The sequence below is a fragment of the Rhodococcus sp. 06-221-2 genome (assembly GCF_002258365.1).
In the GTDB taxonomy this organism is placed as follows: domain Bacteria; phylum Actinomycetota; class Actinomycetes; order Mycobacteriales; family Mycobacteriaceae; genus Rhodococcoides; species Rhodococcoides fascians.
The window spans coordinates 68,260-92,237 of record NZ_NOYJ01000003.1 but is presented as its reverse complement, the minus strand read 5'-3'; the positions used below and the strand labels follow the sequence as shown (position 1 = coordinate 92,237).

21 protein-coding genes are annotated in these 23,978 nt (G+C 60.6%); 3 read left to right on the top strand and 18 right to left on the bottom strand.

Annotated features, from left to right (window positions below):
- Positions 1 to 113: 113 nt before the first annotated feature.
- From CH281_RS00620 to CH281_RS00595, 6 genes are all read right to left on the bottom strand, one after another.
- Positions 114 to 2,288, bottom strand: a complete 2,175-nt coding sequence (locus CH281_RS00620; protein ID WP_052049377.1) for a hypothetical protein — start codon at positions 2,286 to 2,288, stop codon at positions 114 to 116.
- Positions 2,282 to 4,807 (bottom strand): ATP-binding protein, encoded by a 2,526-nt coding sequence (locus CH281_RS00615; RefSeq protein ID WP_015586146.1) that lies wholly within the window; start codon positions 4,805 to 4,807, stop codon positions 2,282 to 2,284. The genes CH281_RS00620 and CH281_RS00615 overlap by 7 nt, the downstream gene beginning before the upstream one ends.
- Positions 4,807 to 5,538 (bottom strand): hypothetical protein, encoded by a 732-nt coding sequence (locus tag CH281_RS00610; protein ID WP_015586145.1) that lies wholly within the window; start codon positions 5,536 to 5,538, stop codon positions 4,807 to 4,809. Before CH281_RS00610 ends, CH281_RS00615 begins: the two co-directional genes overlap by 1 nt.
- A gap of 61 nt (positions 5,539 to 5,599) precedes the next feature.
- Positions 5,600 to 5,932 (bottom strand): hypothetical protein, encoded by a 333-nt coding sequence (locus CH281_RS00605; RefSeq protein WP_015586144.1) that lies wholly within the window; start codon positions 5,930 to 5,932, stop codon positions 5,600 to 5,602.
- A gap of 33 nt (positions 5,933 to 5,965) precedes the next feature.
- On the bottom strand, positions 5,966 to 7,075 hold the full coding sequence (locus CH281_RS00600) for a conjugal transfer protein (RefSeq protein ID WP_094631017.1): 1,110 nt from the start codon (positions 7,073 to 7,075) through the stop codon (positions 5,966 to 5,968).
- Positions 7,072 to 7,353, bottom strand: a complete 282-nt coding sequence (locus CH281_RS00595; RefSeq protein ID WP_015586142.1) for a hypothetical protein — start codon at positions 7,351 to 7,353, stop codon at positions 7,072 to 7,074. The genes CH281_RS00600 and CH281_RS00595 overlap by 4 nt, the downstream gene beginning before the upstream one ends.
- Before the next feature lie 334 nt (positions 7,354 to 7,687).
- On the opposite strand from CH281_RS00595, the gene CH281_RS00590 reads away from it, so the two are divergent.
- The 3 genes from CH281_RS00590 to CH281_RS00580 are packed head-to-tail and all read left to right on the top strand — an operon-like array spanning position 7,688 to position 10,610.
- The gene (locus CH281_RS00590; RefSeq protein ID WP_015586141.1) at positions 7,688 to 8,533 is read left to right on the top strand and encodes a hypothetical protein; all 846 of its coding nucleotides are present in this window, start codon (positions 7,688 to 7,690) and stop codon (positions 8,531 to 8,533) included.
- A 46-nt stretch (positions 8,534 to 8,579) separates the two neighbouring features.
- On the top strand, positions 8,580 to 10,010 hold the full coding sequence (locus CH281_RS00585) for a cutinase family protein (RefSeq protein ID WP_015586140.1): 1,431 nt from the start codon (positions 8,580 to 8,582) through the stop codon (positions 10,008 to 10,010).
- Positions 10,011 to 10,049: 39 nt separating this feature from the next.
- Positions 10,050 to 10,610: a hypothetical protein gene (locus CH281_RS00580; RefSeq protein ID WP_015586139.1), complete on the top strand. Its 561-nt coding sequence runs from the start codon at positions 10,050 to 10,052 to the stop codon at positions 10,608 to 10,610.
- Positions 10,611 to 10,658: 48 nt separating this feature from the next.
- Here CH281_RS00580 and CH281_RS00575 read toward each other — a convergent pair whose 3' ends face one another.
- The 12 genes from CH281_RS00575 to argJ form a co-directional block, all read right to left on the bottom strand.
- The gene (locus CH281_RS00575) at positions 10,659 to 11,861 is read right to left on the bottom strand and encodes a phthiocerol/phthiodiolone dimycocerosyl transferase family protein (RefSeq protein WP_032365006.1); all 1,203 of its coding nucleotides are present in this window, start codon (positions 11,859 to 11,861) and stop codon (positions 10,659 to 10,661) included.
- A 129-nt stretch (positions 11,862 to 11,990) separates the two neighbouring features.
- On the bottom strand, positions 11,991 to 13,295 hold the full coding sequence (locus tag CH281_RS00570) for an NtaA/DmoA family FMN-dependent monooxygenase (RefSeq protein WP_015586137.1): 1,305 nt from the start codon (positions 13,293 to 13,295) through the stop codon (positions 11,991 to 11,993).
- 106 nt (positions 13,296 to 13,401) lie between these two features.
- Positions 13,402 to 13,983, bottom strand: coding sequence for a TIGR00730 family Rossman fold protein (locus tag CH281_RS00565; RefSeq protein ID WP_202902193.1), 582 nt, complete (start codon positions 13,981 to 13,983; stop codon positions 13,402 to 13,404).
- A 14-nt stretch (positions 13,984 to 13,997) separates the two neighbouring features.
- Complete coding sequence (locus CH281_RS00560) at positions 13,998 to 15,314, bottom strand: FAD-binding protein (RefSeq protein WP_032365005.1); 1,317 nt, start codon at positions 15,312 to 15,314, stop codon at positions 13,998 to 14,000.
- Positions 15,311 to 16,078 carry an adenylate dimethylallyltransferase Fas4 gene (gene fas4, locus CH281_RS00555; protein ID WP_015586134.1) on the bottom strand — a complete coding sequence of 256 codons (768 nt, stop codon included), beginning with the start codon at positions 16,076 to 16,078 and terminating at the stop codon, positions 15,311 to 15,313. Before fas4 ends, CH281_RS00560 begins: the two co-directional genes overlap by 4 nt.
- 28 nt (positions 16,079 to 16,106) lie before the next feature.
- Complete coding sequence (locus tag CH281_RS00550) at positions 16,107 to 17,045, bottom strand: transketolase family protein (protein WP_015586133.1); 939 nt, start codon at positions 17,043 to 17,045, stop codon at positions 16,107 to 16,109.
- Positions 17,046 to 17,051: 6 nt separating this feature from the next.
- Positions 17,052 to 17,966 (bottom strand): 4Fe-4S domain-containing protein, encoded by a 915-nt coding sequence (locus tag CH281_RS00545; RefSeq protein ID WP_080730063.1) that lies wholly within the window; start codon positions 17,964 to 17,966, stop codon positions 17,052 to 17,054.
- Positions 17,967 to 17,979: 13 nt separating this feature from the next.
- Positions 17,980 to 19,179 carry a cytochrome P450 gene (locus CH281_RS00540; protein WP_015586131.1) on the bottom strand — a complete coding sequence of 400 codons (1,200 nt, stop codon included), beginning with the start codon at positions 19,177 to 19,179 and terminating at the stop codon, positions 17,980 to 17,982.
- A gap of 95 nt (positions 19,180 to 19,274) precedes the next feature.
- A complete protein-coding gene (locus CH281_RS00535) occupies positions 19,275 to 20,126 on the bottom strand; it encodes an SAM-dependent methyltransferase (protein WP_032365004.1) in 852 nt (283 codons plus the stop codon).
- A gap of 39 nt (positions 20,127 to 20,165) precedes the next feature.
- A complete protein-coding gene (locus tag CH281_RS00530; protein WP_015586129.1) occupies positions 20,166 to 21,017 on the bottom strand; it encodes an SAM-dependent methyltransferase in 852 nt (283 codons plus the stop codon).
- 610 nt (positions 21,018 to 21,627) lie between these two features.
- The gene (locus CH281_RS27495; protein ID WP_368665489.1) at positions 21,628 to 21,936 is read right to left on the bottom strand and encodes a helix-turn-helix transcriptional regulator; all 309 of its coding nucleotides are present in this window, start codon (positions 21,934 to 21,936) and stop codon (positions 21,628 to 21,630) included.
- Positions 21,937 to 22,810: 874 nt separating this feature from the next.
- Positions 22,811 to 23,971, bottom strand: coding sequence for a bifunctional glutamate N-acetyltransferase/amino-acid acetyltransferase ArgJ (argJ, locus tag CH281_RS00520; protein WP_032365003.1), 1,161 nt, complete (start codon positions 23,969 to 23,971; stop codon positions 22,811 to 22,813).
- Positions 23,972 to 23,978 lie beyond the last annotated feature (7 nt).

The window sequence follows — 23,978 nt, the reverse complement described above, 5'->3', positions numbered from 1 at the left end:
AATGACGACGAGTACACCGAGAGCGGCGATACCGACCGCCAGGGCGAGTTTCCACCATCGACGTGGCGCTTTCGAGTTCGGCGACACCGCTGTCTCAGGCGGGGCCACCAAGGTCATCGCCGTGCGCCTGACGCAGCTCGATGGAGGATTTCCGTCGGATTCGTGGTGGCACCTGGTTGGACGGTCGGTCGGGCACGACGCGGAGCACTCGACGGCCGCGTGGACCGGTCGGGAAGCAGAAGCGGCGAGCCCTCATCGGTGGAGTACTCACGGAATCGTCCGCCTCCAGGGCCGGTCACCGTGGCGCGGCTGGCCCGAACTTCTCGGTTTCCTGGAGTCGACAGTGCGGGAGCGGTGGCCACCGGCCGCTTGATACCGGGTGCGTTCGTTGTCTTGTCGCCGTGAGAGCGGACCGCCGATCGGTCTCCGACGGGGCTGGAGACCGGAGTGTGGGAGTGACCGGAGCCGACGACCGACTGCGTCGGGGGAAGGTCGATGTTGATCGGTTTGCGAAGGCTGGGGTGGGTTTCGGAAGCATTGGTGGTGTCGGTGGCCGCCTGGGTAGCTTTGGCGTCGCTCCGTCGACCGACGACCTTCTTGACGCCCGCGGTTGCAATCTTCCCGGCCGAGTAGACCACGGCAGCAGTTCCAAGTGTGGCTGCGCTGCTGGCGGCTGCCGTCCCGTCGACGAGAGCTTTACTCGCCTTGGCGGTTCGGGCCGTTGCATGGCTGGCTGTCTTGGCCAGTCCCTTTCCACCTTGATAGGCCTGGCGGGCCACTTGTCCGGCGTAGGCAGCTTGGGCGAGGGGGCTGGTCGGTGTCTTGGTCGATATCGCGGTGGGCGCGGCTCCTGGTCTGCTTCCGAGCTTGCGTGCGAGGGCGTCGGAAGCTTTGCGTAGTCCTTTCACTGCGCGGCGGTAGAGAATGATGCCCGCGATCAGAACGATGTCGGTCAGGATGAATTTCATCATCAGCGGAGAGTCGCCGTCTCCTCTGAACAACTGTCCGATCACGATCATGTATCCGACGAGGAACACCACCGCGAAGATAACGATGACCATCGACATCAGCACCGCGGCGAGGGTTTTCCACAATGCTCCGCGGCCGGATCCGGGCAGAATTCCAACGACGGTCACCACAATTCCCTTGACGGCCGATGCGAGGGCGGTGAGTACCGCGAGGATGAGGGTGAACGCCAGAATTGTGGCGAATCCGAGCAGGATGACACCGGCCAGTAGCATCGCGACCCCGGACCCGACCTGTCCCGGTCCGGGGTGATCGGCGAAGTCCTTCATCTGTTTTGCGCCTTCGCCGCCGCAGCCTTTGATGTTGTCTTTGAGGGTGTCTCGTGTGTTGCCGTCTGCTTTTTCGTGGCCGGCGTCCCAGGCTTGAGTGCAACGTTCTCCGTCGGGCGAGCCGTCGATGACTCGGCCGAAGTTCAGCAGTTGGGTGGGTTGCCTGATGAACGTGTCGGCCATCTGTTCCGAGATCTGGTCGATGAGTTCGTCGGAACTCGACGTCGTGTCTCCCTTGTTGGCCAGGCCTGCCGCAAGCTGCACGCCGGCGTCGCGCGCCTGCATGATCAGGCCGTCTTGTCCTGCGACCCGTTCGACTGGATTGGACAGGATCCCCACTGCCGCAGCGGCGATCGCTGCTGCCATCAGGAGTTCGTACACTCCCGTCGTCCACCGTCCGCGAATGACCCACCACGCTCCGATGCCTGCAGCAGCGGTGAGAAGAAGGCCCGTGAGCTGGAACTGATCGGTGACCGTTTGCATGGCATCGCCGATCGAACGGAACGGCGCAGTCAACAATTCGAGCCACTCGAACCGCAAGGCGTAGGTGACGAACCAAATCGCGAAGCCGGTCACCCCGCGGTACACCTCGTACTCGAGCATGATGAAGGTGGAGAACACGGTGTACATCGGGTGCCCGACCGAGCCTTCGTCGATGGACATGAAGTAGTCCCAGACCAGAATTCCGTGAGAGTCACGGACTTCCATCCAGCTGAATGTGCTGTTGGTGGGCAGGGTTTCACCCGGGTCGGCATGAGCCGGTGACGCCAGGGCGATCGCCAGCAGACCGATCATGTGCCAGACAGCGACACCTGTGACGATCGCGCGGCGGATTCGAGATGCCACTACCCACTTGAAGACAGGGCCGAGGAAGCGAGCGAGAACACTGCACCACGACCGCGGGATCCACGACCACAGCACGAGCTCGAGAACCATCTTGACGCCGCCGCCAATCGAACCTGGCCGGCGCACAACTCGTTTCGACATCACCATGTCGCCAACTCCGCAGCGCGCTCGGTAGTCGATTCTTTCGGAGTCGTACTCGCCGCTTGGTATCTCGCTTCCGATGCCGGAAGTAAGACCTTGATGCGGCCGACGTTGCCGGCGGGATCGCGCATGTAGCCCTCTCCGCGGCGATGCGGTGCGACGTATCCGTCTTTGCCTTCGACGGGCGATGTGTTCTCCATCAGCTCTTTGAGCAGTCCGAGATCGTCTTCCCCGACGCCGAGCCACTTCAACGATTTTTGCGCTAGTCGTCGATCCGTCTGCCGGAACACGAGCCGGGTGGGGATGAGCCCTCGCAGCGTCTCGGAGCCGAAGTCTGCTTCGGGGTCGTGCGATCCGAGCATCACCGCGGCGTCGTGTTTGCGGCCGTCTCGAATGAAGTCGATGATGATCTCGACACCTTCGCTCGAGCGCGTCAGGTGATGGCATTCGTCGAGCAGGAAGACCGCGAGGGTGTTGGGGTCCGCGAAGCAAATGCCGCGGGCGATCTGCGCGATGAGGGTGTACATCATTCGCCCTACCCGCTTCTGGAGCGACATCTGCTTGAACAGATGCTCGTTCTCCACTTCTCGCTCCGAGGGCAATTCCAGTGTGTGAGTGCGGAAGACGATGGCTCCTGCGCGTGGATTGAACGGCTCTAGGTCCGGCCGAAACAGCGCTGCTGCATAGGATTTGGTCGCGTAGACCTTCAACTTTCCGGCAAGCTCGGCAGCTCCGTCGAGGGTGCAGTCCTTCTCGAGGTGCGAAACCAGGCCTGGGGTAGTGAAATTGCCGAAGCGAGCGCGGTATTCCGGCTCGAGCACTTGAGACAGCAGTACCCCCAAACGGTCGTCGGGCTGAAGTTGCAACAGCGGCAACAGAATAGACACCGCAACTTCCCCTCCTCGTGCGGGCGAGAACAGCCGAAGAGGGTCCATCGTGACGTCCGGTGCTGCGGTATCGACGACCACCGCGTCGGTGATCGCTTCGGCCCACAGTGCGTATTCGCCCAGAGGGGTCCGGTCGACCACGATGACTTGGCCGCCGCGGTCGACGACCTGGTTACCGGTTGTTTTCAAGTAGCCGGACTTGCCTGATCCCAAGTTGCCACACACTCCCACCGAACCCGAAACGTCACGTGACGCTTTCTTGGCGATGTCGTGGTGCACGACGCCAGTGCGGGCCGAGGAAATGTTGAGTGCGATCAGCGGGCCGTCTCCGTCGCCGAGATCGTTGCGGGTGACCGGTACGTACGCGGCGAAATGTTCGGATGTGGTGATCTGCGCGAACTCGTTGCAGATCGCCGGCGTCGGCACGCCGGGTGTCATTGCCCAGAACAGCTCCTCCTGGAATCCGATCGGTGACTGCAACCTGTAGGTCGAACCCTCGAACTCCTTCGCCAGCTCGCGCTGATATGCGATGGCCGTCTCTTCGTCCGCGGCGGCGACACAGAAGACGGTGGTGGATTGCACTTCCATCTCCATTGCGTCCGCCTCCAGAAGCGCGTTGTATTCCGCGAGGGCGACGGCAGCGTCGTCGAGGACGCTGCCGGTGCTCAATTCGTCTTCTCGCTGGGTGTATTGATCGTTCATCTGCACCAAGGCGCGGCGGTTCTTCTTCAGAACCTCCGATGCAGCGGAGTTCTTGAACCGAATTGCCCAGTCGACATCGACGCCGCCCAGGTTGTCCGCGAGGGTCAGGTACTCCGAGCCTGGAAACAGCGTGCCGCCCGAAGGAGTGGCGGCGAGCACCAGGAAGCACTGATAGCTGGCCGGCGGTGGCGTTACCTCCCACGGCTGGTCGACTTTGAGCACACGCGACAAGGTCGGCGCCTTGGCCCGCCAGCCCGATTCGGGGCGATCGCTTTGAGCCCCTTCGTCGAGCCGCGCGGCAGTGAAGGATCCTCGAGCAGTGCCTGCCGGATGATCTAGAGCGGTGGGCATGTCGGTATCGAGGCCGAGGCCGCGCTGCAGAGCATGTTGGTGCAGCCACACCATCTGGGAGGGGGTTGCGGGGGTCGCATCGTAGAAGGCAGGGATGGCCGCGGCGATCTGCGCGGCCTGAGCTGCGCGGCGTTCTCTCTCCTCGACGGGAATCGACGAGGGCGGCATCCCCAGCAGATCGGCCACCGAGGACCATGCGGCGGACGTTGCGGCCTTGACGGTGTCACCGAAGCCGTGGTTGGCCAGGGGGATGGACAGCCAGTAGATTCGCTGGCCGGGTCGGATCTCCTCCAGGCGGTCGATCGTGGCGTCGCATTCGTCTGCCCACGCGGGATGGAGATCGAGATCGACACCCCGTTCCATGCGCTCGACGATGGTCATTGGGTCCAGACTGACCGCGACACTGAGCAGGAGAGATTCGCCAGGAAGAGCGCGCAGCAACATCTTGTGCATCGCCCGCGCGGTCTGTCGGTCTTCGATCGGCCGGTACCCGTACGGGATTCCGGTCAGGACGTAGTCCGCCCAGACGACTCCGGAGCGGGTCCAGCGCAAGTTCGAGGTGACGAGCCGGTTCGGTTGTTGCATTACGCCTTCTCTCGGGTCGGGGTGGGGGCCGCTGCAGCCATGGCAAGCAGCTGCTGAACGCTGCTCGCCGGTGCCAGGTTGGCGACGCCGAACGCTTCGGCCAGGGCTGGACTCTGCGAGCGCTGGCGTTCGCCGTCCGATCGCGGCCGGGCTGGCGCTGGTGCGATCTTTCGCTCCGGCCGCGGTTGGGTCAGAGGTCTGAATGCTGGTGCGGCCGGCGCTGCGTTGTCGTCGAGCTCCACCGGTGCCGCGGCGTTCTCTACTCGATCGCTGGATGCTCTGATGACTGCTGGTTCACTGATAGCAGCGTCGTGGCTTGGCGGGGTGTCGAGGATGATCACCGACCCCAGTACCGCGTGAGGGCGTTTGATCCGGATCGGCTCGCCATTGATCCTCGACGGTGACATCGCCCCGGTAGCCGCGCGCCCGACACCCCGGACTACTGAGATCGGATTCCGTGCTCCCTGCGGCAGCCTCCCCAACGCCCACAGGGTGCCGCCGGTGACACCGAGGAAGATGACACCGTTGGTGATGACACTGCCCTGCGCCCACAGCGACTGGGTCAGCCACAGCAGTCCGCCTGCAATACCCGCGCCGACGAACTGGGTCAGGGTGTAGGGGCCACCGGGGATCTTTCGGCCGTCTGGCGCTTTGCCGATCAGCTGCGGAAAATTGCGCGCTTTGGTGAACATCTTGACCACGCTCCGCGAGGAGGCCTGCTGTTCGGTCATGGTCGGTCACACTCCTGCGGGGGTCGTTGAATCGAGGTGTTCGTGAGTTGGCCGAGCAGTGTCAGATGAACGCCGCGATCGGATCGGGCACCACGACGACCTCGCTGCTTTGTGGCGAGGCGGAGCCGGGAAGCTCGTCGCCGACACTGTCTTTGACGGCGGTGATGTTCCACATCACCCAGATCAGTGCCCCGCCGACCACGATCGCCACCAGTGTTTTGGCAATGGCGAAGTGACTTTTGAAAGCAATCGCGGCGATGAACCCGGCGACGCCGACGCCCACGAGAGTGCGGATGAGGCCCTGCACCTCCGCACCTTTGTTGTTGGCCCATTCGATGATTCCTTCGGCGACGACGGTCGACGACGGATCGGCCAGGATCGAGGTAATGGTCATTGTTCGTACCTTTCGGATAGGGGGAGCAGAGCGTCAGTTCGGTTGAACGGGCGCTGCGGGAACGGAGGAGGTAGTGCTGGCACCAGTCGAGGTCGGCACCGCAATGGTTGGGGTTGCTGCGCTGAGTCCGGTCGAGTTCGCGAGCAACGGCATCGGGTCGAGCGCGGATACTTCCCACCGGCCACCCCGGGCGATCGCTGTCAGCGGGTATTGCACGGTCGAGGTCTGCGCTCGGTCCGTGGCTGTGACGGTCGCGGTGGCGAGCACCCGTACCGTCGCACCATCTGCCGGGGATCCGGACGCACCCGCCGAGAAGTCGGTGTCCGAGACGAGGTCGTTGATCTGGACACTGGTGTACGGCGCGGGGGTGACGGCACGGATCGGTGTGCCGGGTGAGGTGTAGCGAGAAATTTCTCCGGCACCGGCAACCATTGCCGAGAGGAACTGGCTGATCGACTGGGTGAGCGAGTGATCGAGGCCGACTCGGAATCGGTAGCCGAGTGTGAGGTCACCGCCGGTTGCCGGGGCCGCCACAGCAGCAGGGACTGCTGCAGCCCGCGCGTCGTCTCCCACGAACACGACAGGGACCGAGAAGTATCGACGTTCCGGCTTCGTCGCCGGGTCTGCCCCGATCGGAACCACCGAGACCGACACAACGATCGCGTAGTTCTGGCCGGCCGCCTGTAGCGGTCCTCCTTGCGATGTCGATCCTGTGGGACCCTGATTTCGCGCCGGCGGGTCGATTGCTTTCACGCTCGCGATTCGAGGTTCGGACGCGGTATAGCTCGCCTGAGCCGGAAGCGACATGCCGTCGGTGCGGACGAAGCGCGCGAGGGCTTTCTCGTCTCCTCGCTTGGATTGCAACCACGTCAACACGAAGTCCTGCGCGAGGTCGGTCGCTGCTGCTTCGCGGGCTGTGTCGATGACCGTCTGAGGGTTTGCCTTGCTCTGGATCGGCGTCGTGGACCCGACGCCGGCCAAGACGAGAACCAGTGCCACCACTCCGGAGCCGATCGCCGCGAACAGACCCCACTTCATCGCCTTGGTCGCGACCGCTTGCTTGCCGGCCCACTGATGAAGCTCGGTGGCCGGCGCAGCTTCTGTCGGCTTGTTCGAGCCCTTCTTACGGAGATGGATCTTCATGAGATCTCCTCGTGCCGAGACGGCTCGACCGTGGCGGGTACGAAGCCCTCGTCGACCAATCGCAGAGCGCCTCGACCCCGGGTCGCCATCATCCGTTCGAGCGCTGCCCGCGCCTGCTCGGCCGGCTCACCGAGCACGACCTCGCGGACGCGGCTGGCGATCTCTGCGCTGAGCGGATTGTCGCCGAGTTGCGCCGCGAGGCCGCGGATCTCTTCGGACACCGAGTGCACGCGAGCGGTGTCCGAGAGCAATGCGGCCGACGGATCGTGGTCGTCCATCCGGGGTCCTCCTGTCGGTAGCCCGCCGTGTACGGGCTTCTGAGAACAGGTAGATCCCTTCGCGGGCGGGTCTGTGACAGAGGCGACCGGAAATTTCTCGAACTTTTTTTCACCGCCCCGCTGCGATTCGTCGGGCTGTTATCACCGTCGCCGTGTAACCGCAGGTCACAGCGGTCTATGTCGAACGCGGGGCGCTGCCGTTTTCTGGTTCCGCCGGACCCGGCGGGTATAACAGCTCCGCCTTTTCGAGTAAGAATCCGCAGCTCAGCGGATATAAGGCGCTGTTTGTGTCAGAGGCGATCGAACTTCAGTTGCCTCTATCAGGAGCGCCCCAGTGACCTCGCCGCAGCCTTCCTCGCATTCCTCCACCCCACTCGGATACAGCACATCGCTGTTTACGACGATCAACGCCGAGTGGACCAATCTCTGTGTCGACGCTCTCGCAGGCCGCGAAGTCCGCACGTGGGCCGATCGACACCCCGCATGGTCGTCCGCTCGCTCCGTGGCCGACATCGCTGAGCTTGCCGCTCAGGACAGTGACGCCACCCTGTCCCTTCTGCTCACCGAGCACAGTGCAGGCAGCGCCCTCGCCGGCACAGTTTTGGTCCGGTTGATGCTCCCCAAGCTGGTCCGAATCCATCGCTACGCGCGGCTGGACGGAACCGATCACAGCCGCGAAGAACGTGCCTCGCGTACCATCGCCGCGTTCTACGAGGTGATCGCTTCGCACCGTCCCGGCGGCACTGGGATTGCCGGGGCACTCTCGCTTCGGACGCTGGGTCTGATCACCAAGACCTGCGAATCTGCGGTGGAAACGCCGGCCGAACCCGACCAGCTCCACCGGGTTGCCGACGGATCCGATGACCGCACGACCAGCAATCCGGGGGAGGTATCGGCACGGGAATTGCATTCGGTTCTTGCATGGGCAGTGCAGTCCAAGACCATCACTGCCGACGAGCACTCACTTCTGATCCGTGCATATCTCGTCACCGAAGGTGCCGATCTCGCATCGCTCGCCGTCGAGGAGAACTGCTCACCGGCAGCCCTTCGACAGCGCTTGAGCCGCGCTGTCGCGCGAGTCCGCGACGGAGTAGCAGCACGCACCGGCAACACTCCCTCGCCGGGAAAGCGGACGTTCTTCTACACCCGATCACACCATGAGTCCGCCTTGGCGAGCTGAAGTCCACCTGCACCAACCCCGCTCTCACCTACAAAGGACGCACATCATGACCGCATCTCGTACACGCAAGAGGATCGTTGTCAGCGCAGTCGGGCTCGCCGTCGCTGCCAGCATCGTCGTCATTCCCTCCGCCATTGCCGATCCGCAAGCCGGTGCTCCGGCATGCCCGGACAACATCTTGGTGGCCATACCCGGCACCACGGAAACCAACGAGCAGGCCGATCCGAATGTGCCGGTCGGAATGCTCCGCAACGTCGTGGACCCACTCGACTCCGAGTTCTCATCCCAGGAACTGCAGACATACACAGTTCCCTACGTCGCGACGATCGTGAACGACAAGGCCCAGACCTACGGAACCAGTAAGAAGGAAGCGATCGATCGCGCATCGCAACACATCTCCGAGAAGGCAGCCGAATGCCCGAGCACCAAGTTCGGGCTGACCGGCTTCTCCCAAGGGGCCGACGCCGCGGGAGATCTAGCCAGCAAGATCGGAAACGGCGAGGGCCCGGTGAGCGCCGATCGCATCTTTGCCGTGGGCCTGATGGCCGACCCCGGCCAGAGCCCGACCGCCGGCGTTCAACTCGGAACCAAGACCACCGGCAACGGCTTCGTCGGTGCGCGACCCAAGGGATTCGGAGCTCTCAACAACGTCACCGCCAGCGTGTGCGATCCCGACGACACGTACTGCAACACCCCCGACGACGCCATCGCCACACAGTTCATCGGGCAACTCGGATCGAAGATCGACGCCACCGATCCCGCGTCTTCGGTCGCCGGAGTCGTCACCACGCTTCTCGGTCTCGACGGCCAACCCCTGACCGACACGCTCGGCAAACTGAACACCGCAGTGACCACAGGCAACATGCTCACCGTGCCGCAGCTCGCACTCGACCTCGCCGGCAACGTCTCAACACTGAGCGCAAAGGTCGCAGAAATGACCATCCCCGGGGCAGACATCGCCCCGATGGCCACCACCGTCTCGCAGCTCACCGATGCAATCCACCGCGGTGACATGTTCGCCGTTCCGGCACTGCTGGCGACCCTCACACCCCAAGTCATCAGCTTCGCGAGCCAATTCAGTTCGATGATCGGGACCGTGGTGTCCAAGCTGCCTATCAACGAGTACATCGCGATCGGCACCACCGCAGCGCGGATCTCCACCAACGCCGCGGCCCAGAACTATGTGGCTCTACCGGCCGATCTCGGCAAACTCGTGGGCCAGGTCAACAACGCGGTCCGCAAGACCCTCCGCGCACTCCCCCTCGACGAGTTCCCCCTTTTGAACCGGCTGGCCGATAATCTCACCCCAGGCCGCGTGCTCGACGAGGTGCTCAACTACGCCACCTCGCTCGCCACCGATTCGCACAACTCCTACGCGAACGAACCGATGGCCGACAACGGTCGAACCGGAGCGGACGAGCTCACCAACCTCTTCCGCACCCGCATCACCAACCCCACGGCACAGATTGCTTCGTAGCCGACCCACCTCCCTACTCGAACACAAGGAACCGTCACGATGCTGACAGAGCTGGACGACCCCGACACCGACATCGCTGTCCGCATCGACGTGCACGACGCTGGGGGTACCAAAACGTGGCACCCCCAGCGCGACGGTCATCTCCTCCTGAACGCCGATCCCGCGGCGTCGACGCACCTCGCACACACCCTCGCCGACACCCTCAGCGGCCACTCTCCGCACGTATGGATGATCACTGGCCCGTCCAGAACCCCCACGTTCTCGACCACCGCGGACACCGACCCGGACCCTGTCGACATCATGGATTCCGTTTGGCGATTCACAACCCAACGCAAAACTCTGATCGACAACGGTCAAGCCACAACCCACGACTTCACCCCCGCATACCTCGTCATCGACTCCCTCGAAGGCGTCGTAGACACCCTCCGCCTCACCTGCAACCGCAGTCTCCAACTCCTGTCCGTCCTCGCTCACCGCGGACACCGCGCCAACGTCTACCTCGCCACGATCACCGATCTCAACGCCCCACGCATCTCCGAAGCGTTGCGGAATTTCGCTGAGCCTCGTCTGCGAGACCGGGACTGTCTGAATAACGGTTGATCCGCTGACCTTGCGTGGCGCGGCCTCACGGAACCGGTGCCTGGTCAATCACGCCACGGAACGAAGGTGGGATTCGAGCGTTCTGATCCGTTCCCGGCCTCGGCCGATGTCGTAGCGGGAAGCTCCGTGCGGCAAAGCAAACTCGATGTTCAGTCGACCGCCATACCCATGGACGATGTAAACAGGAAAGGAAAACCCAGCTGGCGCGGGCCGGCAGTCCTCGAGTTTGAGTCCTGCGGGCGATCGCAATGGTGGAACCGTGCCTCCATTGGTGCAACGAACCTCGTTGGGTTCAGGCAACAGCACTGCCATCTTCGCGGCTGTCAGGGCTTCACTTTGGAGGTGGCCGGCGGCGAGATCGATGTGCAATTCCTCATTTAAACTGCGAGCCAGATCCACGATTTCTACGGACTCGGCCGTAGCCCGATAGACGGGGAAGCCGACAATATTTGTTCCCGCGGTGGAATCCACTGCAGGTGTGACGTGAGGCCTGAGGTCCACAATAAAATGGTAGGCGATGTCGGCGAGCCGAACACTTCTCAGATCTGACTCGGTCCGCATGATAGCGGCAGATACTAGGCCGTTTACCGTAACTCCATGGTGACGTCCGAAGTCGATGAGCCCGGTCGTGACTCGCCTGCTCAAACGACAACGCAGTTGGGTCATCGCACGATGTGGCTCGGTATAGCCAGCCGTCGGCGGCCTGTTTAATGCCGACTCTAATGGTTCGTCATTGCCGACATCGGGTGTGTCGATTCCTCTCTCGGAGAACAGCTTTTCCAGCGACTCGGGATAGCCATGAACAACCGCGTCAGGGGTCTTTCCTTCCACAATGTCGGTGTAGAAAGACCACAGATCGCTGAGCAAATCTACAGAATGGCGACCGTCGGCTATGCAGTGGTGGGTTAGTAAAGTCACACTCGCGCAGGCGGAATCGCCGACGACGTGTAGCCCGGAAAGGGCGCGGCCCGCACTGAGGTTCACCCCGCTCAGCGGCTGACCGGGATCCCCTGTGTGCACGCTGAGGCCGGGCAGCGGACCGGATGGTTTGACGATCATATGGTCTCCATCGATCGTCTCCACGTGCGCAGCCAACACAGGATACGAGCGTCGCAATGTCGCAAATGCCGCCGAGAGCCCCGATATGTTCAAATCGCCGCGAGCCCGCACCGAATACCCGATGAAAACTCCCAAGTCGACGTAGAGCGCCTCACTGGGAGCGAGCCCCCGAATAGAGTAATCCACAGTCACCACAAATTCCTGTCACTTAAATTGCTGTTCGATAGGGGACGTGCAGCTCGATGATCACGAGCCCGGCACCACCAGGAGCGTTTCTGATCATGGGATGGCCTCGGGAGATGGCGCGAACGAGCACCAAAACTAGAACTCACGAAGGTTGTCACGTAGATACACCGACGAATATCCCACCCGCGTTCGCCCAATTCGTTGTAAAGCTGGCACGAGGCCGTCGGTAATCTCAGCGATGAATCGGCGGGTGAGCGAGTTCGACCCGGTATAAATCAAGAATCCGTCACCGCCTACCTCGTCGACGATCTCCCCCATGCGCTCCGCTACGTGATCAGGCGTCCCCACCAGTTCGATAGACGGAGCGAGGTAATCAATGGTCAGCTCGCGCAGAGTTTTACCGCTACCGTGCTGCAGGAAGCTCTCCAGTGATGACTGCTCGCCATTGGTTGTCAAGTCTTGCGGAGGTACTTCGTCGAGCGGAAACTGAGAGAAGTCGATGTCGGTGACGAAAGACAGTTGCAAAAGAATGTTTTCGATGGCCCGGTCGCTGGTCATTCTCCGTTTATTCGCGGCCTGAGCCTCATCCATAGTGGCACCGAGTACTGGCATCGCGATGAAGAGAACCTTGATGTCGTCAGGGTCTCGACCGTGTGCCTGCGCCCGGTTACGGACATCGTCACGAAACTCCCGCATCGTCTCCACGGTGTTGACGTTGGCAACAATCGAGTCGGCGTACTTCGCGGCGAAGTCGCGGCCCTTGGGGGATCCGCCAGCTTGGACGAAAACTGGTTGCCCATTGGGTGGGTGCACCGTGTTGAGCGGACCCGCCGAACGGAAATGCTCCCCAGTGTGGTTCACTGCCCGAACAGTGCCGGGCGCAACATAAGTCCCTGACTCGCGGTCACGGACGATGTTGTCTCGATCCCAGGAATTCCATAGATCTCGGACAAGGTCGACGTACTCATGTGCTACCTCGTAGCGCTTGTCGTGCGGCAGCAGACGATCCATGCCGAAGTTGCGCGCGGCCTGATCTTGACCGGTGGTGACGATGTTCCATCCAAAGCGCCCACCAGCGATGTGGTCGACCGTAGAGACAGTGCGTGCCAGCATGTATGGGGGATAGAAGGCCGTCGACATCGTAGCGATTACGCCTATGCGGTCGGTCGCGGCCGCGATCACCGACGCCAACGGCACTGGGTCGTGTTTCGGCACCCACAGGGCGTGTTTCAGGTACGCATCGAAGGATCGCCCGTATGCATCGGGTACCGACACCGTGTCCTCGAACATCATGTAGTCGAATCCTGCGCGCTCTAGCGACTTCGCCATCTCGACATAGAATCGGCCATCCCATGGCTCTTCAGGCGGCGAGAAGTCGCCGGTGAAATCGTTAGCAAAGAAACCGACAAACCAGCCTAGGTGAAATTTTCGTACAGACATCGACGTGCCTCCAAATTTCGTATACGGACGAACTGGGTGGAACGTGAGCGATATAGAATGCACCGAGGACGGAGCAGATCTACCGGCCAGGCAGAAGTCCCACTAATTAGGGTGAGCGAATGGCCGCGATAGCCCCCTCGATGTCTTTGCAGACGATTACGCGAGACCGGGTTGCGGGGGTGATAAATCCTTCGACGGCAGCGTGCTCGATGTAGGAGAGCAAGGGGCGGTAATACTCGTTGTCGTTCAGCAGTACACAGGGTTTATTGTGAAGCCCCAGGTGTGACCACGTAAGGACCTCGAAGAACTCTTCTGCGGTTCCGACACCGCCGGGGAGGGCAATGAATGCGTCACCGAGTTCGGCCATGAGAGCTTTGCGTTGGTGCATGTCATGGACGACGTGTAGTTCTGTCAGTCCATGATGCGCAGCCTCGGGTATCGCAGTGAAGCTCTCAGGGATCACGCCAACGACGGTTCCGCCGGAGTCCAAGGCCGCGTTCGCGAGGGTGCCCATGAGGCCGACTCGGGCGCCACCATAAACGAGGCGCAGCTTCGATCTAGCAATCGCACGCCCCATCCCCTCTGCGAGCTGTCCATATTTGGTCCCGCGCCCTGGCATAGCTCCGCAGAAGACCGTGACGCTCTTGGGGGTCGGGCGGGCCTGTGCCGAGACCGTAGTCGCGGGCATTGGTCGAAGGTTCATCAGTCGAATGACATTCTGTATCCAGGGGCGAGGATCCTGTATGGGTCGAAGCGACGCTTAGCCCGTGCGATGGCCTGCCATCGCGAACCGAAGTGCGTACACCAATCTCCCGGTGACATGGGGACAGCATTGACTGCGTAGGCCACCCCGCCTACATCCCGAGCCTGTTCATAGAGCAGGCGGTTGCTGGCAATCATTCGGGCTTCGGCCCCTGGGGATGCTGTTCGAAGTACGGCCAACATGAAGAATGTGTCGCAGTGAGGAATCGGAATGAACGGTGCGGTGATCGGTGTTGTTGGAATCGGGTAAACCATGATCAGCCCGGAGTTTCCTAGGTCATCCGTCAATGAGGAGCTGGTAGTTTCGATGAACTGCTCGATCTTGTCTGCCGGGATCAGCAGGCTGGCCCATGGATGTGGATAGAACCACTCACCTGTGTGCCGAAGATCAAGCTCCTGATCCGCCATACGGTTGATAAAGTCACCATAATCTACGTCCGAGTTGTATTCGGCGCACGAATCGTATTGGAGCGATGACAACAGCGCATCGTCGTCTGGCCTTCGTGGTGGGGTGAAGTACTTGGCTAGGTCCAGTCGATAACGTAAGTGGCCGTCGGCATCGACACGAATTCGTCCTTGTACATGGTCGAATAGTCTGTTGGACATGGCGCGGAGTTGGTCGCCAAGGAATACGCCGAGGTTGGAATACTGCAATTTGTACTGTCGAACCGACTCGTGAGCAGCGGTCAGACGGATTGTCGCGTTGACGATTACGCCGAATTGACCGAGGCCGCCGCGCACGGCGTCGAAAAGTTCACTGTTCGATACGGCGGAGCATTCCCGAAAATCTCCCGATCCGGTAACTACAGCAAGAGAGTCCACGTTGTCGGTTTGCAAGCCAAAGCCGTGACTCGATCCCCCGAAGCCGCCGACCGAAAGCGTTCCGCCGACGGTGGTCCCGAGATAGTCGGTGAGTACCGGAGGGGTTTGCTGGCGGCTGAGCGTGGCAGCGACCACGTCGCTCCATCGCACACCCGCATCGATCGTGGCCTGCCCCGATCGAACGTCGTGGACGGTGTTGAACCTTTTCATGTCCAGCACGACTCCGCCATCTGCCTGGCATTGCCCGTAAGTCGAGTGTCCGGATCCGCGCACCGCGAGCGATAGGTTCCGCGCCGCGGTGTAGCGCAGGGCTTCCTGCACGTCGGCCACGGTCCGTGGCACGACAACGACGGACGGTTTCGCATGGATGCAGTTTCCGAAATCAGCCCCGGCGGATGTCAGGTGCACGTCGTCGGTGTGCCAGATCCCGCTCATCTGGCGGTCACACCTGGGGCACCGAAGGTTCTTAAAAATATTTCCTGCTGAAGGACGCCGTGCTCGACATACCGGCCACCCATTGATGCCGCCAGTTCGTCGAGCACCTCCGTGGTGAGGTCTCGGTTGGCCAACTCCTCTGGTGTTACGGAATGCGTGGCGCACCAGTCGAGTACACAGTCCAGACCCGCAACCGAGGCTATGAAGTTGTGCTGATCGCCTAGAACCCACGCTTCCGCCAGTTCGGTGAGTAAATTCCTGCCCGTTGAATCTCCCCGTAACATTTGTCGTGCCCTTGCGCACTGCTGGGCAAAGTAGTGTTGCCTATCAGGAATAGGCATAACATTCACGACAGCTGGGAACGGTAGGTTGGATATCGTTTGCGCGAATCGAAGAATGAGCGATATCGAACCGCCCTCCATTACCACCGCTTCGCCGCGATCAACGTACGAGGTCAGTACTTTTATCAGCCGGTCAAAGGCCTCGTCCGGATCGAAGTTGCCCTGATGTATGGTCCGGTTGTCGAGCCAAACGCGGTTGAGCCCTTCCACTTTCGCGTCGAACGCTCGACCACTGGTGACCAGGAGATCGGAGTAACACTGGATACGGTCGGCAACAACAATCGGAGCCGAGTGACTCAATGCCAACTTGCTCGCTTCGGCGCTCTTTCCAATTCCGGTGGCACCGACGATTGCGTATACGCCGGGTTCCCATCGCACCCGATCAAACCTTGCTTGCGTCTGTGCCATGGTTGATTCCTTCATCCCGATTCCTTTCTCTCGCGGGTCGTGCTCAGCCGAGGAAGGAATTGATCGAATTACTCAGGGAACGGGCGTCAAGTCCGTGAATGTGGTCGTGGTCGTCGGGGGTTCCGTAGTGGCGATCTTCCATCTCACGTCGAACGCCCAGGGAGAGCAGCCGATGGGGATGGCTGACGAGACTGGACGAGACTTGGTGCGCCGAGGTGCCTGCCAGATAGGGCTCGACCAACACGACGTTCGGACGGTTCACGGCTTGCACCGCGGCACACAGGCCCGTGGCGTCGAAGGGGCGAATCGTCGCCGCGTAGAGGATGGTTACGTCGAGCATGGAGGTTGCCGACAGCACCGCATCTAAACAGGGCCCGACTGCGAGGACGACTCCGCGGGTGCCGTACTTGATAGGTGTGAACGATGTCCCTCGGACCGCATGGGGGTAACGGTTGACCTGACTCGACAGCCGTAGGTAGACCCGTCCATCGCCTGGTAGCGATTCGAGGAGAAGATCGGCGGCCTCCTGTGGATGGCCTGGCACGTGAACTGTCCAGTTGGGCATCGAATCGATGACGGTGATATCGCCCGGGGTGAAATGGGAGAAGGCGAACTCCGACAAGTCGTAGGAGGCTCCCCAACTGACCAGGACTGCGCCGACATCTTGCTGGGCGAAGTTCAGCTTTATTTGTTCAAGAGGCCGCTCGACGAGAAAGGCGGCGACTGTGTGTACCACGGGTCGCATGCCACACATGGCGAGCCCGCCGGCTACCCCCATCATCAGCTGTTCCCTGATCCCTACGTTGATCACGCGGTTGGGATCTGCGATCGCGGCCGCTTTGAAGAGGTGGGCTCCGATGTCGGCCAGCACAACTACGGCGCGGGGGTCTGTTTCCAATGCACCAGACATGGTCGTTCCGAATGCGGTCCACATGTCAGTGTGGTTGAAGGACTTTGGTTCTTGCGTGTCTGCGGAATTCATGGCGATTCATCTCTGCTGAATGGACGAACGGGCCGATTGCCGAGTCACGGTGGCGACCACCGCGAGCGGTCTGTCGTTGTGATCTCGATTCAGTGCCGCAGCGATCTCCTCATGGTCAGCACCGTTGATGTTGATTGTGTCCCAACCCTCACCGTCGAACCGTTTATCGATTCCATGCGGCCAACCCATACTTGCCGTGCCGTTGTCCAGGACGATGACCGTCAGTTGGTTCAAGCGCGCGCGTCCTGCAAAAGCCATCGCCTCGTGGTTGCTGCCCTCATCGAACTCTCCATCGCCGATGAGCACGAAGACTCTCGGTGCGTGACGATTTTGTATACGGAGTCCCATCGCGACGCCCACTGCGAGCGGCAAGCCATGGCCGAGCGAGCCACCCGACATTTCTACACCCGAGATTTTGGTTCGATCCGGCGCGAAGCCGAGTGGTGAGTTCTTTGTCGCCCAGGTATCGAGGAGCTCTGGTCGGAGGAACCCTTTGGCCGCAAGTACCGCGTAGTAGGCCATCGGGCCGTGACCTTTGGACAGCAAGAAGCGGTCCCTGTCGTCGTCGTCGGGGCTCTCGGGGGATACGTTGAGGATTTCGTCGTAGAGTACCCACAGCACGTCCATCGTCGATGAGGATGAGAACGAGTGCCTTTCGTCTCCCCGCATACGGGAGATCAGAGCAGGCAGATCGTCATAGCTGAATTCGGTTGGCTCTTGTCGCATCGCATTCTCTTCGAAGCGGATAGCAGTAGCTGGGCAGGAACGTGCAGCCGCGCGTACCAGCGAATGGTTGTCTGGGGAAGGTTTGTCCACGAGCAATGTGACTGTGCCGTCGTTACTCTGCTCGAAGACCTCGGGCGCGACGAGCACGCACTGACCGGAGCCGAAACACCTCCGCTCGTTCACGACGACTTTCATGACCGCTCGCTTCTCACCACGTCAGCTGTAGTTCTTCGAGGCCGAGAACAATGCTGGCGGAGCGGAGCCGAACGTCGTGCGAGGGTGAGAGGGCTAGGTCGGGAAAGCGCCTCAGTACCGCCGGCACGGCCGTGCGCAGGGTCATCCGAGCGAGTGAATGCCCAAGACAGAAATGGACGCCATGCCCGAAGGCGAGGTGACCGGCTACTCCCCTGGTGATATCGAGGTCGTCGGGTCTGTCCGTCAGATTGCTGTCGCGATTAGCGGCCAATAGGGACGGGATGACGAAAGATCCTGCCGGAATGGTCACCCCGGCGATTTGCACCTCGGTTACTGCCATGCGCGGTGGCTGCGAATGGGCGACCGACAACCACCGCAATAATTCCTCAATTCCGGAATTGACGCAGTTCGGGTCCTCGATCATCATGGCGGCTTGTTCCGGGTGATGCAAAAGGGCCAGTACACTGAGGCCGATCATGCTTGCTGTGGTCTCGTGTCCACCGAGCATGATCAGACTGATGATGCTGATAAGTTCGTCGGTGCTGAGGTTGTCGCCAATCTTGCGCGCCAGAATTCCCAACAAGTCGTCACCGGGTTGTTCCTGCGCACGGGTAACCAGGGTGGCCATGTATCGACGGTCTTCTCGCTGGGCAACCGCTCGTTGTTCTGCAGATGCCGACAGATCCAGGAGGCGTGCTGTTCGATCTCGCAATTCGTCGCGATCGGCATAGGGCACTCCCAACAGCTCACACAGTACGAGCAAAGAGACTGGTAGCGCGTAACGGTCCATAAGGTCGGCGGGTTGCCCGGCTTGCTCGAGACCATCCAATGCACTGTCCACTATCTCTGCGATGCGCGGCTGCAGGCGACTGAGCCGGTGCACTGAGAACTCCGCAGCAAGGATATGACGCAAGCGGGTGTGGTCGGGGGGATCGAGTCCGATGAGGTTACCGGCGCGCATGGCGGCTAGTTCATCTTCAATCACATCGCCGCCGCTGGGTATTGCGAACATTGGCGTGTGGGCGTTGCTGAACCGGTTTGAGTCTGCGAAGATTCGCCGGACGTCTTCGTAACGGCAGACGAGAAAAGCCGGGGCCCCGTAGAGTTCTCCTACTGGGATAACACCGTCGCGGTCACGGACCTGGGCGAGCTCTTCGGTCGGGTTCAGGCCGTTGCGTCGCATTTCTAAAGGTAAATCAGCCGTTCCGGCCATACCGGAATCCCTTCGATTGTTTGTAGAAGGACGAAGTGGCGCGCCGATGCCGAGGATCGCTGGCGCGTGGATAACTCGGATATCTCAGGCCACCGCTACAGACGCTCGCACGCGATAACCAAGTAGTCGATGCTGCGTTCGCGGAAGCCCTGGAGGAATGGTTCCTCGACACCTGTGCGCAACGCTGCCTGGTTGCGCAGGTCCCAGTACGGGATGGCTTCGTCGGTGTATCGCTGAACGTGATACGGCACCAGACCATTTGCTGCCAGAGTTTGGAAATAAGTACTGCGGGTGTGCATAGCGCACTGATATTCTTCGTCGATCAACCGTGATGCCTCGGAACGCTCAGCAACTACGTCGTTGCGGCACCAGGTGACTGCGACATAGCGGCCGCCGGGGCGCAGCAACCGGGCGAACTCGGTGAACGCCTCCCCTAGGTCGACACACATCGTGGTTTCGTTGGAGACGATGTAATCGAAGGTGTTGTCCTCGAAGGGGGCCTGAACCATGTTTGCGAAGTGGAATTGCACACGGTCCGAGCTCCCGCGTTCACGGGCCAACTTCTCTGCGAACTCGACATGGTGAGCGCAGTAGTTCACCCCGTCTACCCGGCAGCCGAATCGATCAGCGATTGTGAAGGTCGTTCCGCCTCGCCCCGATCCCGCGTCCATGACACGAGAGCTCGGTGAGACCTCCCCTAATGCATCGACGATAAGGTTGATTTCCAGCGACTCCATCCGGTGAAGTTCGCGCAGGATCAGTGACTCCCGCAGCTCCGCAGGTGCAGCGAGTACAGAGTGATCGTAGTCACCGATTCCGTAGTGGTGGTGGTACAAGCCGTCTTCAGTGCCCAGCAGCAGGTTGATATCGTCGGATTTTTTGGCATCCCAGTAGCGGCGCTGCTGTACGTCATGCTGGCCGAGGACTGCCACGTCGAGGTTCGGCATTTCAGGCTCCTTCAAGTTTGTGGTTTCCGGGTGGATGTCTCAGATGCGTTCGGCCGCAATCACTAGGTAGTTCAGTGAACCGTCGCTGTAGCCGCTGAGGAACGCATCCTCAACGCCGGTGCGGAGTTTGCTGTTGTTGCGTAGCTCCCAGTACGGCATAGCTTCGTGTGTGTACTGAGCCACGCGGTACGGAATCAGGCCGTTTGCCGCGAAGGCCTTGAAGTAAGTGCTTCGGCGGTGCATTCGGCATACGTAATGTTCATCGATCTGCCTTGTCGCGTCCGAGCGTGGGTCGACTGCGTCGTTGCGGCACCAGGTGGTCATTACGTAGCGACCGCCCCGTCGCAGTAGGCGGGAGAACTCGGCCATTGCTTCGTACGCGTCGGCGTACATCGTCGTCTCGTTTGAGACCACGAAATCGAAAGTGTGATCAGGAAATGGTGCCTGCAGCATGTTCCCGAGGTGGAATTGAACGCGGCTATCCCAACCGCGTTTGCGTGCGATCTGCTCGGCGAACGCGACGTGATGTTCGCAAAAATTGACGCCGTCGATTCGGCTCTCCGTCGCTCCAGCGAGACGAAAAGATGTTCCCCCGCGACCTGACCCGGCATCCATGCCGCGAGAGTTGGGCGGCAAAGGACCGAGGGCGTCGAGGATCAGTCCGACTTGATCATTCTCCATTCGATGCAACTCTCGCAAAATCGCGTTCTCTCGCTCCTCACCTACGGAATCCAGAATAGAGCGGTCGAAATCGCCAATCGCGTAGTGATGGTGGTAAAGATCATCATCAGCGCCCAGTAGGAGATTGATGTCATCGGTTGTTTTAGCGTCCCAGTGAGCTTTCAACTCACGTTCATAGCTATCGCGCGCATATTGATCTGCCGAGATCATCACAGTCTCCTTCTTCGGTTCTCCCCATCATTTCTGTATCTCAAGTCGACATGTCGAATGAACCATTGCGACCTGCAAGGTCGGCGACTTGATGATGTCTTCGACGCTACTTATCGAAATTAATTGCGGAAATACCTCCACAGCTCTTCGTCGCGAAGCGACAAAACTTTGGCACCGTGCGACAAGTGGGGTCGAAGTCCCCTACGGGGTCCAGTGCAGGTAGGCACCCATCTGCGCCGGCCGTGAGGAGACCATGGAAGCCGCAACCGGCCAACGATCAAGTCCTCGGAGTCGGGCCCTCCAAAGTCGACAACGACTACAGCCACGTCTACCGCGAGAACCCGCAGATCAATCGTCTTATGCCGTGAAGGCGATGCCCCGATCGGCGCGAGTGCGCGCGGACGTGACGGAGTTGCGTGGTAGCTACCGTGGACGGATAGCCGGACCGTCACTACCTCGAGCAAGGTCAAGAATTTTGTCTTGATGAATCCGTCACCCGGTCGTGTACTTGTTGCCCAGCGAGTTCGATCACGTCGACGCGGCGCGCCGGTACGAGAACCTTCGTTCCGGTCTTGACCACTCGGAATTGATCGGTGGATGTGTTCTCGAATTAGCTGGGTTCCGCGTAAAACCTTCTGAATTCCGAAGGCGAGCAACCCTTCAACTCGCGAAATAGCCGAGAAAGTCTCGACTGGTCACTAAGCCCCCACCGCGCACTGATGTCGCCTATCGGTATCTGTTGTAAGCTTGGGTCGATCAAATCGGCAGCGCACCTTTCAATGCGCTCATATGCTATATAAGCGGACAGAGTTCGCTCCTCTCGCTCGAAAGCGCGATGCAGCTGACGAACCGATACATGTAGTTTGCGCGCGAGTAGGTCGGGATTGAGCGTGGGATCAGAAAGATTCTTCTCGATCATCAAGCGCGCCGTCGCTACGAGGCCGGATTGCTGGTCAGGCGGTGCGTGGCCATGGGGCGGGTGCATTCCTTCCCACGCCAGTAATCGAACGGCTGAGATGACATTATGAGCCGTGAACGTGTTCAGCATTCCAATTTCTCTCGAAGTAGAATGTAAAGTATCTGAGAGTATTTTCCCCGTACCTTCAGCGTTTGGCACAACGCGAAGACCTCGACCCGAGGCGGCGTCGAAGTCTTCTCTTGAGCCCACCCTCTGCCGTAACGTGACTACCGCTAAACAGCTGGCACGGGTTACAGTCATTGTATAACTGTAATCGCTATAGTATAGGCCAATGCCTCCACTCTTCAGCGATATTTGGACGCCGTTCTGCGACAGAATTACTTCGCCCGATAAGACGTATTGAATCCTCACGGAGAATCGTGGATCGGCTTCGAGATCAACCTGTCGACGAGTAATTTCTCCTGGTCCGCACCGAATCGACGCTAAGCTGTCCCCATCGACTATTCGCGCAGTGAGTCGTGTCATACACTGTCGTTCAGGCGCGTGACACGCGGTTCCGTACACGGTGTACAGCTCGTGACTACGCTCTTCGCTAGATGCGTGGTCGGAAGTTTTGATCAGAGTTGTGGCATTGCGGTCGTTATGGGCATTGTCTCGGAACCTTTTTGAAGGTTCTCTATCGGTTGCAGCCATTTTCGCCCCCCGGCGCGAATCGTGTTCGGTCTTTAATTTGCTCATGTCCAGAGTCCGGCAGAACCGGCAACATCAACGGCCACAGGCGACGTGCTGTAACGGCTTCGACAGGTCGAGGCGTCGAGGCCGGATGCCCACTCCACGTTACTGCGGCCTGTTGGTGAAGTGATTGGAGTGATCTCTATGTGGTGTAGTCCGCGTTTATTCGAATGTATTCATCGGTGAGGTCGCAACCGAACACTCTCCAGGTGTCGGTGCCGATTCCGAGGTCTACGTTGATCTCGACGGTGGCAGTTGCAAGGTGTTCACGAACCACCTCGACGGTGTCGTGCTGGTCGAGTGACGAGCTCGGATACACATCGATGTCCGCGAATGCGACTCGGATTCTGTCGGGTTCTATGTCCACCTCGTTGCTACATTTTCCGATAGCCATGAGAACTCGACCCCAGTTGGGGTCTTCACCGTGGATCATCGTCTTGACCAAGGGAGAGTTGATGATCGACTTCCCGACCACGCGCGCTTGGCGCTCGCTCGATGCACCCGAGACCGTAGTGACGATCAGCTTGGTCGCACCTTCGCCGTCGCTGGCAATCATTTTCACCAGATCCGTGCACACTTCCTCGAGAGCCTGCTCGAACTCGGTATCGGGTACCGGGCCGGCGGCACCATTGGCGAAGACCGCCGCTGTGTCGCTGGTGGAGGTGTCGGTGTCGATCGAGACCGAGTTGTAGGTGCGGTCGACAACGTCACGAAAGATTCGGTTGAGCGTGTCCTGGGGGACGTCGGCGTCGGTGAAGACAAACGACAGCATGGTCGCCATGTCCGGTTCTATCATCCCGACGCCCTTCGCGATTCCAACGATGGTGCTGGTGCCGACGGCTCGTTCGGAGACCTTGGCGCGGGTGTCGGTGGTCATGATCGCTCGGGCCACCGCGTGCGCGTCGAGTGGTGTTCCCTGGCCGAGCCCGTCGAGTCCGGCGCGGATGGTGTCCATCGGATATTGCACTCCGATGACTCCGGTGGAGGCCATTATCAGGGCATCGGGTTCGATTCCTACGGTTCGTGCGACGGATGCGCGTATCTCGCTGGCGTTGCGGAGCCCTTCCGCGCCGGTCGCGACGTTGGCGTTCTTCGCCAACACGAGGACCCCGCGCGGACTGGTCTGCTCGATCGAGGTCTTGCTCAAGGTGACGCAGGGGCCCGCGAACAGTGACTTCGTGAAAACGACCGACGAGGTGCACGGCCTGTCGGAGATGACCATGGAGAAGTCGTCTTTACCTTCGTCTGCCAGTCCTAAATGGGTTGTCCAGCAGTGAAACCCTTGTGGGGACGCGGCGCTCATGTCTGCC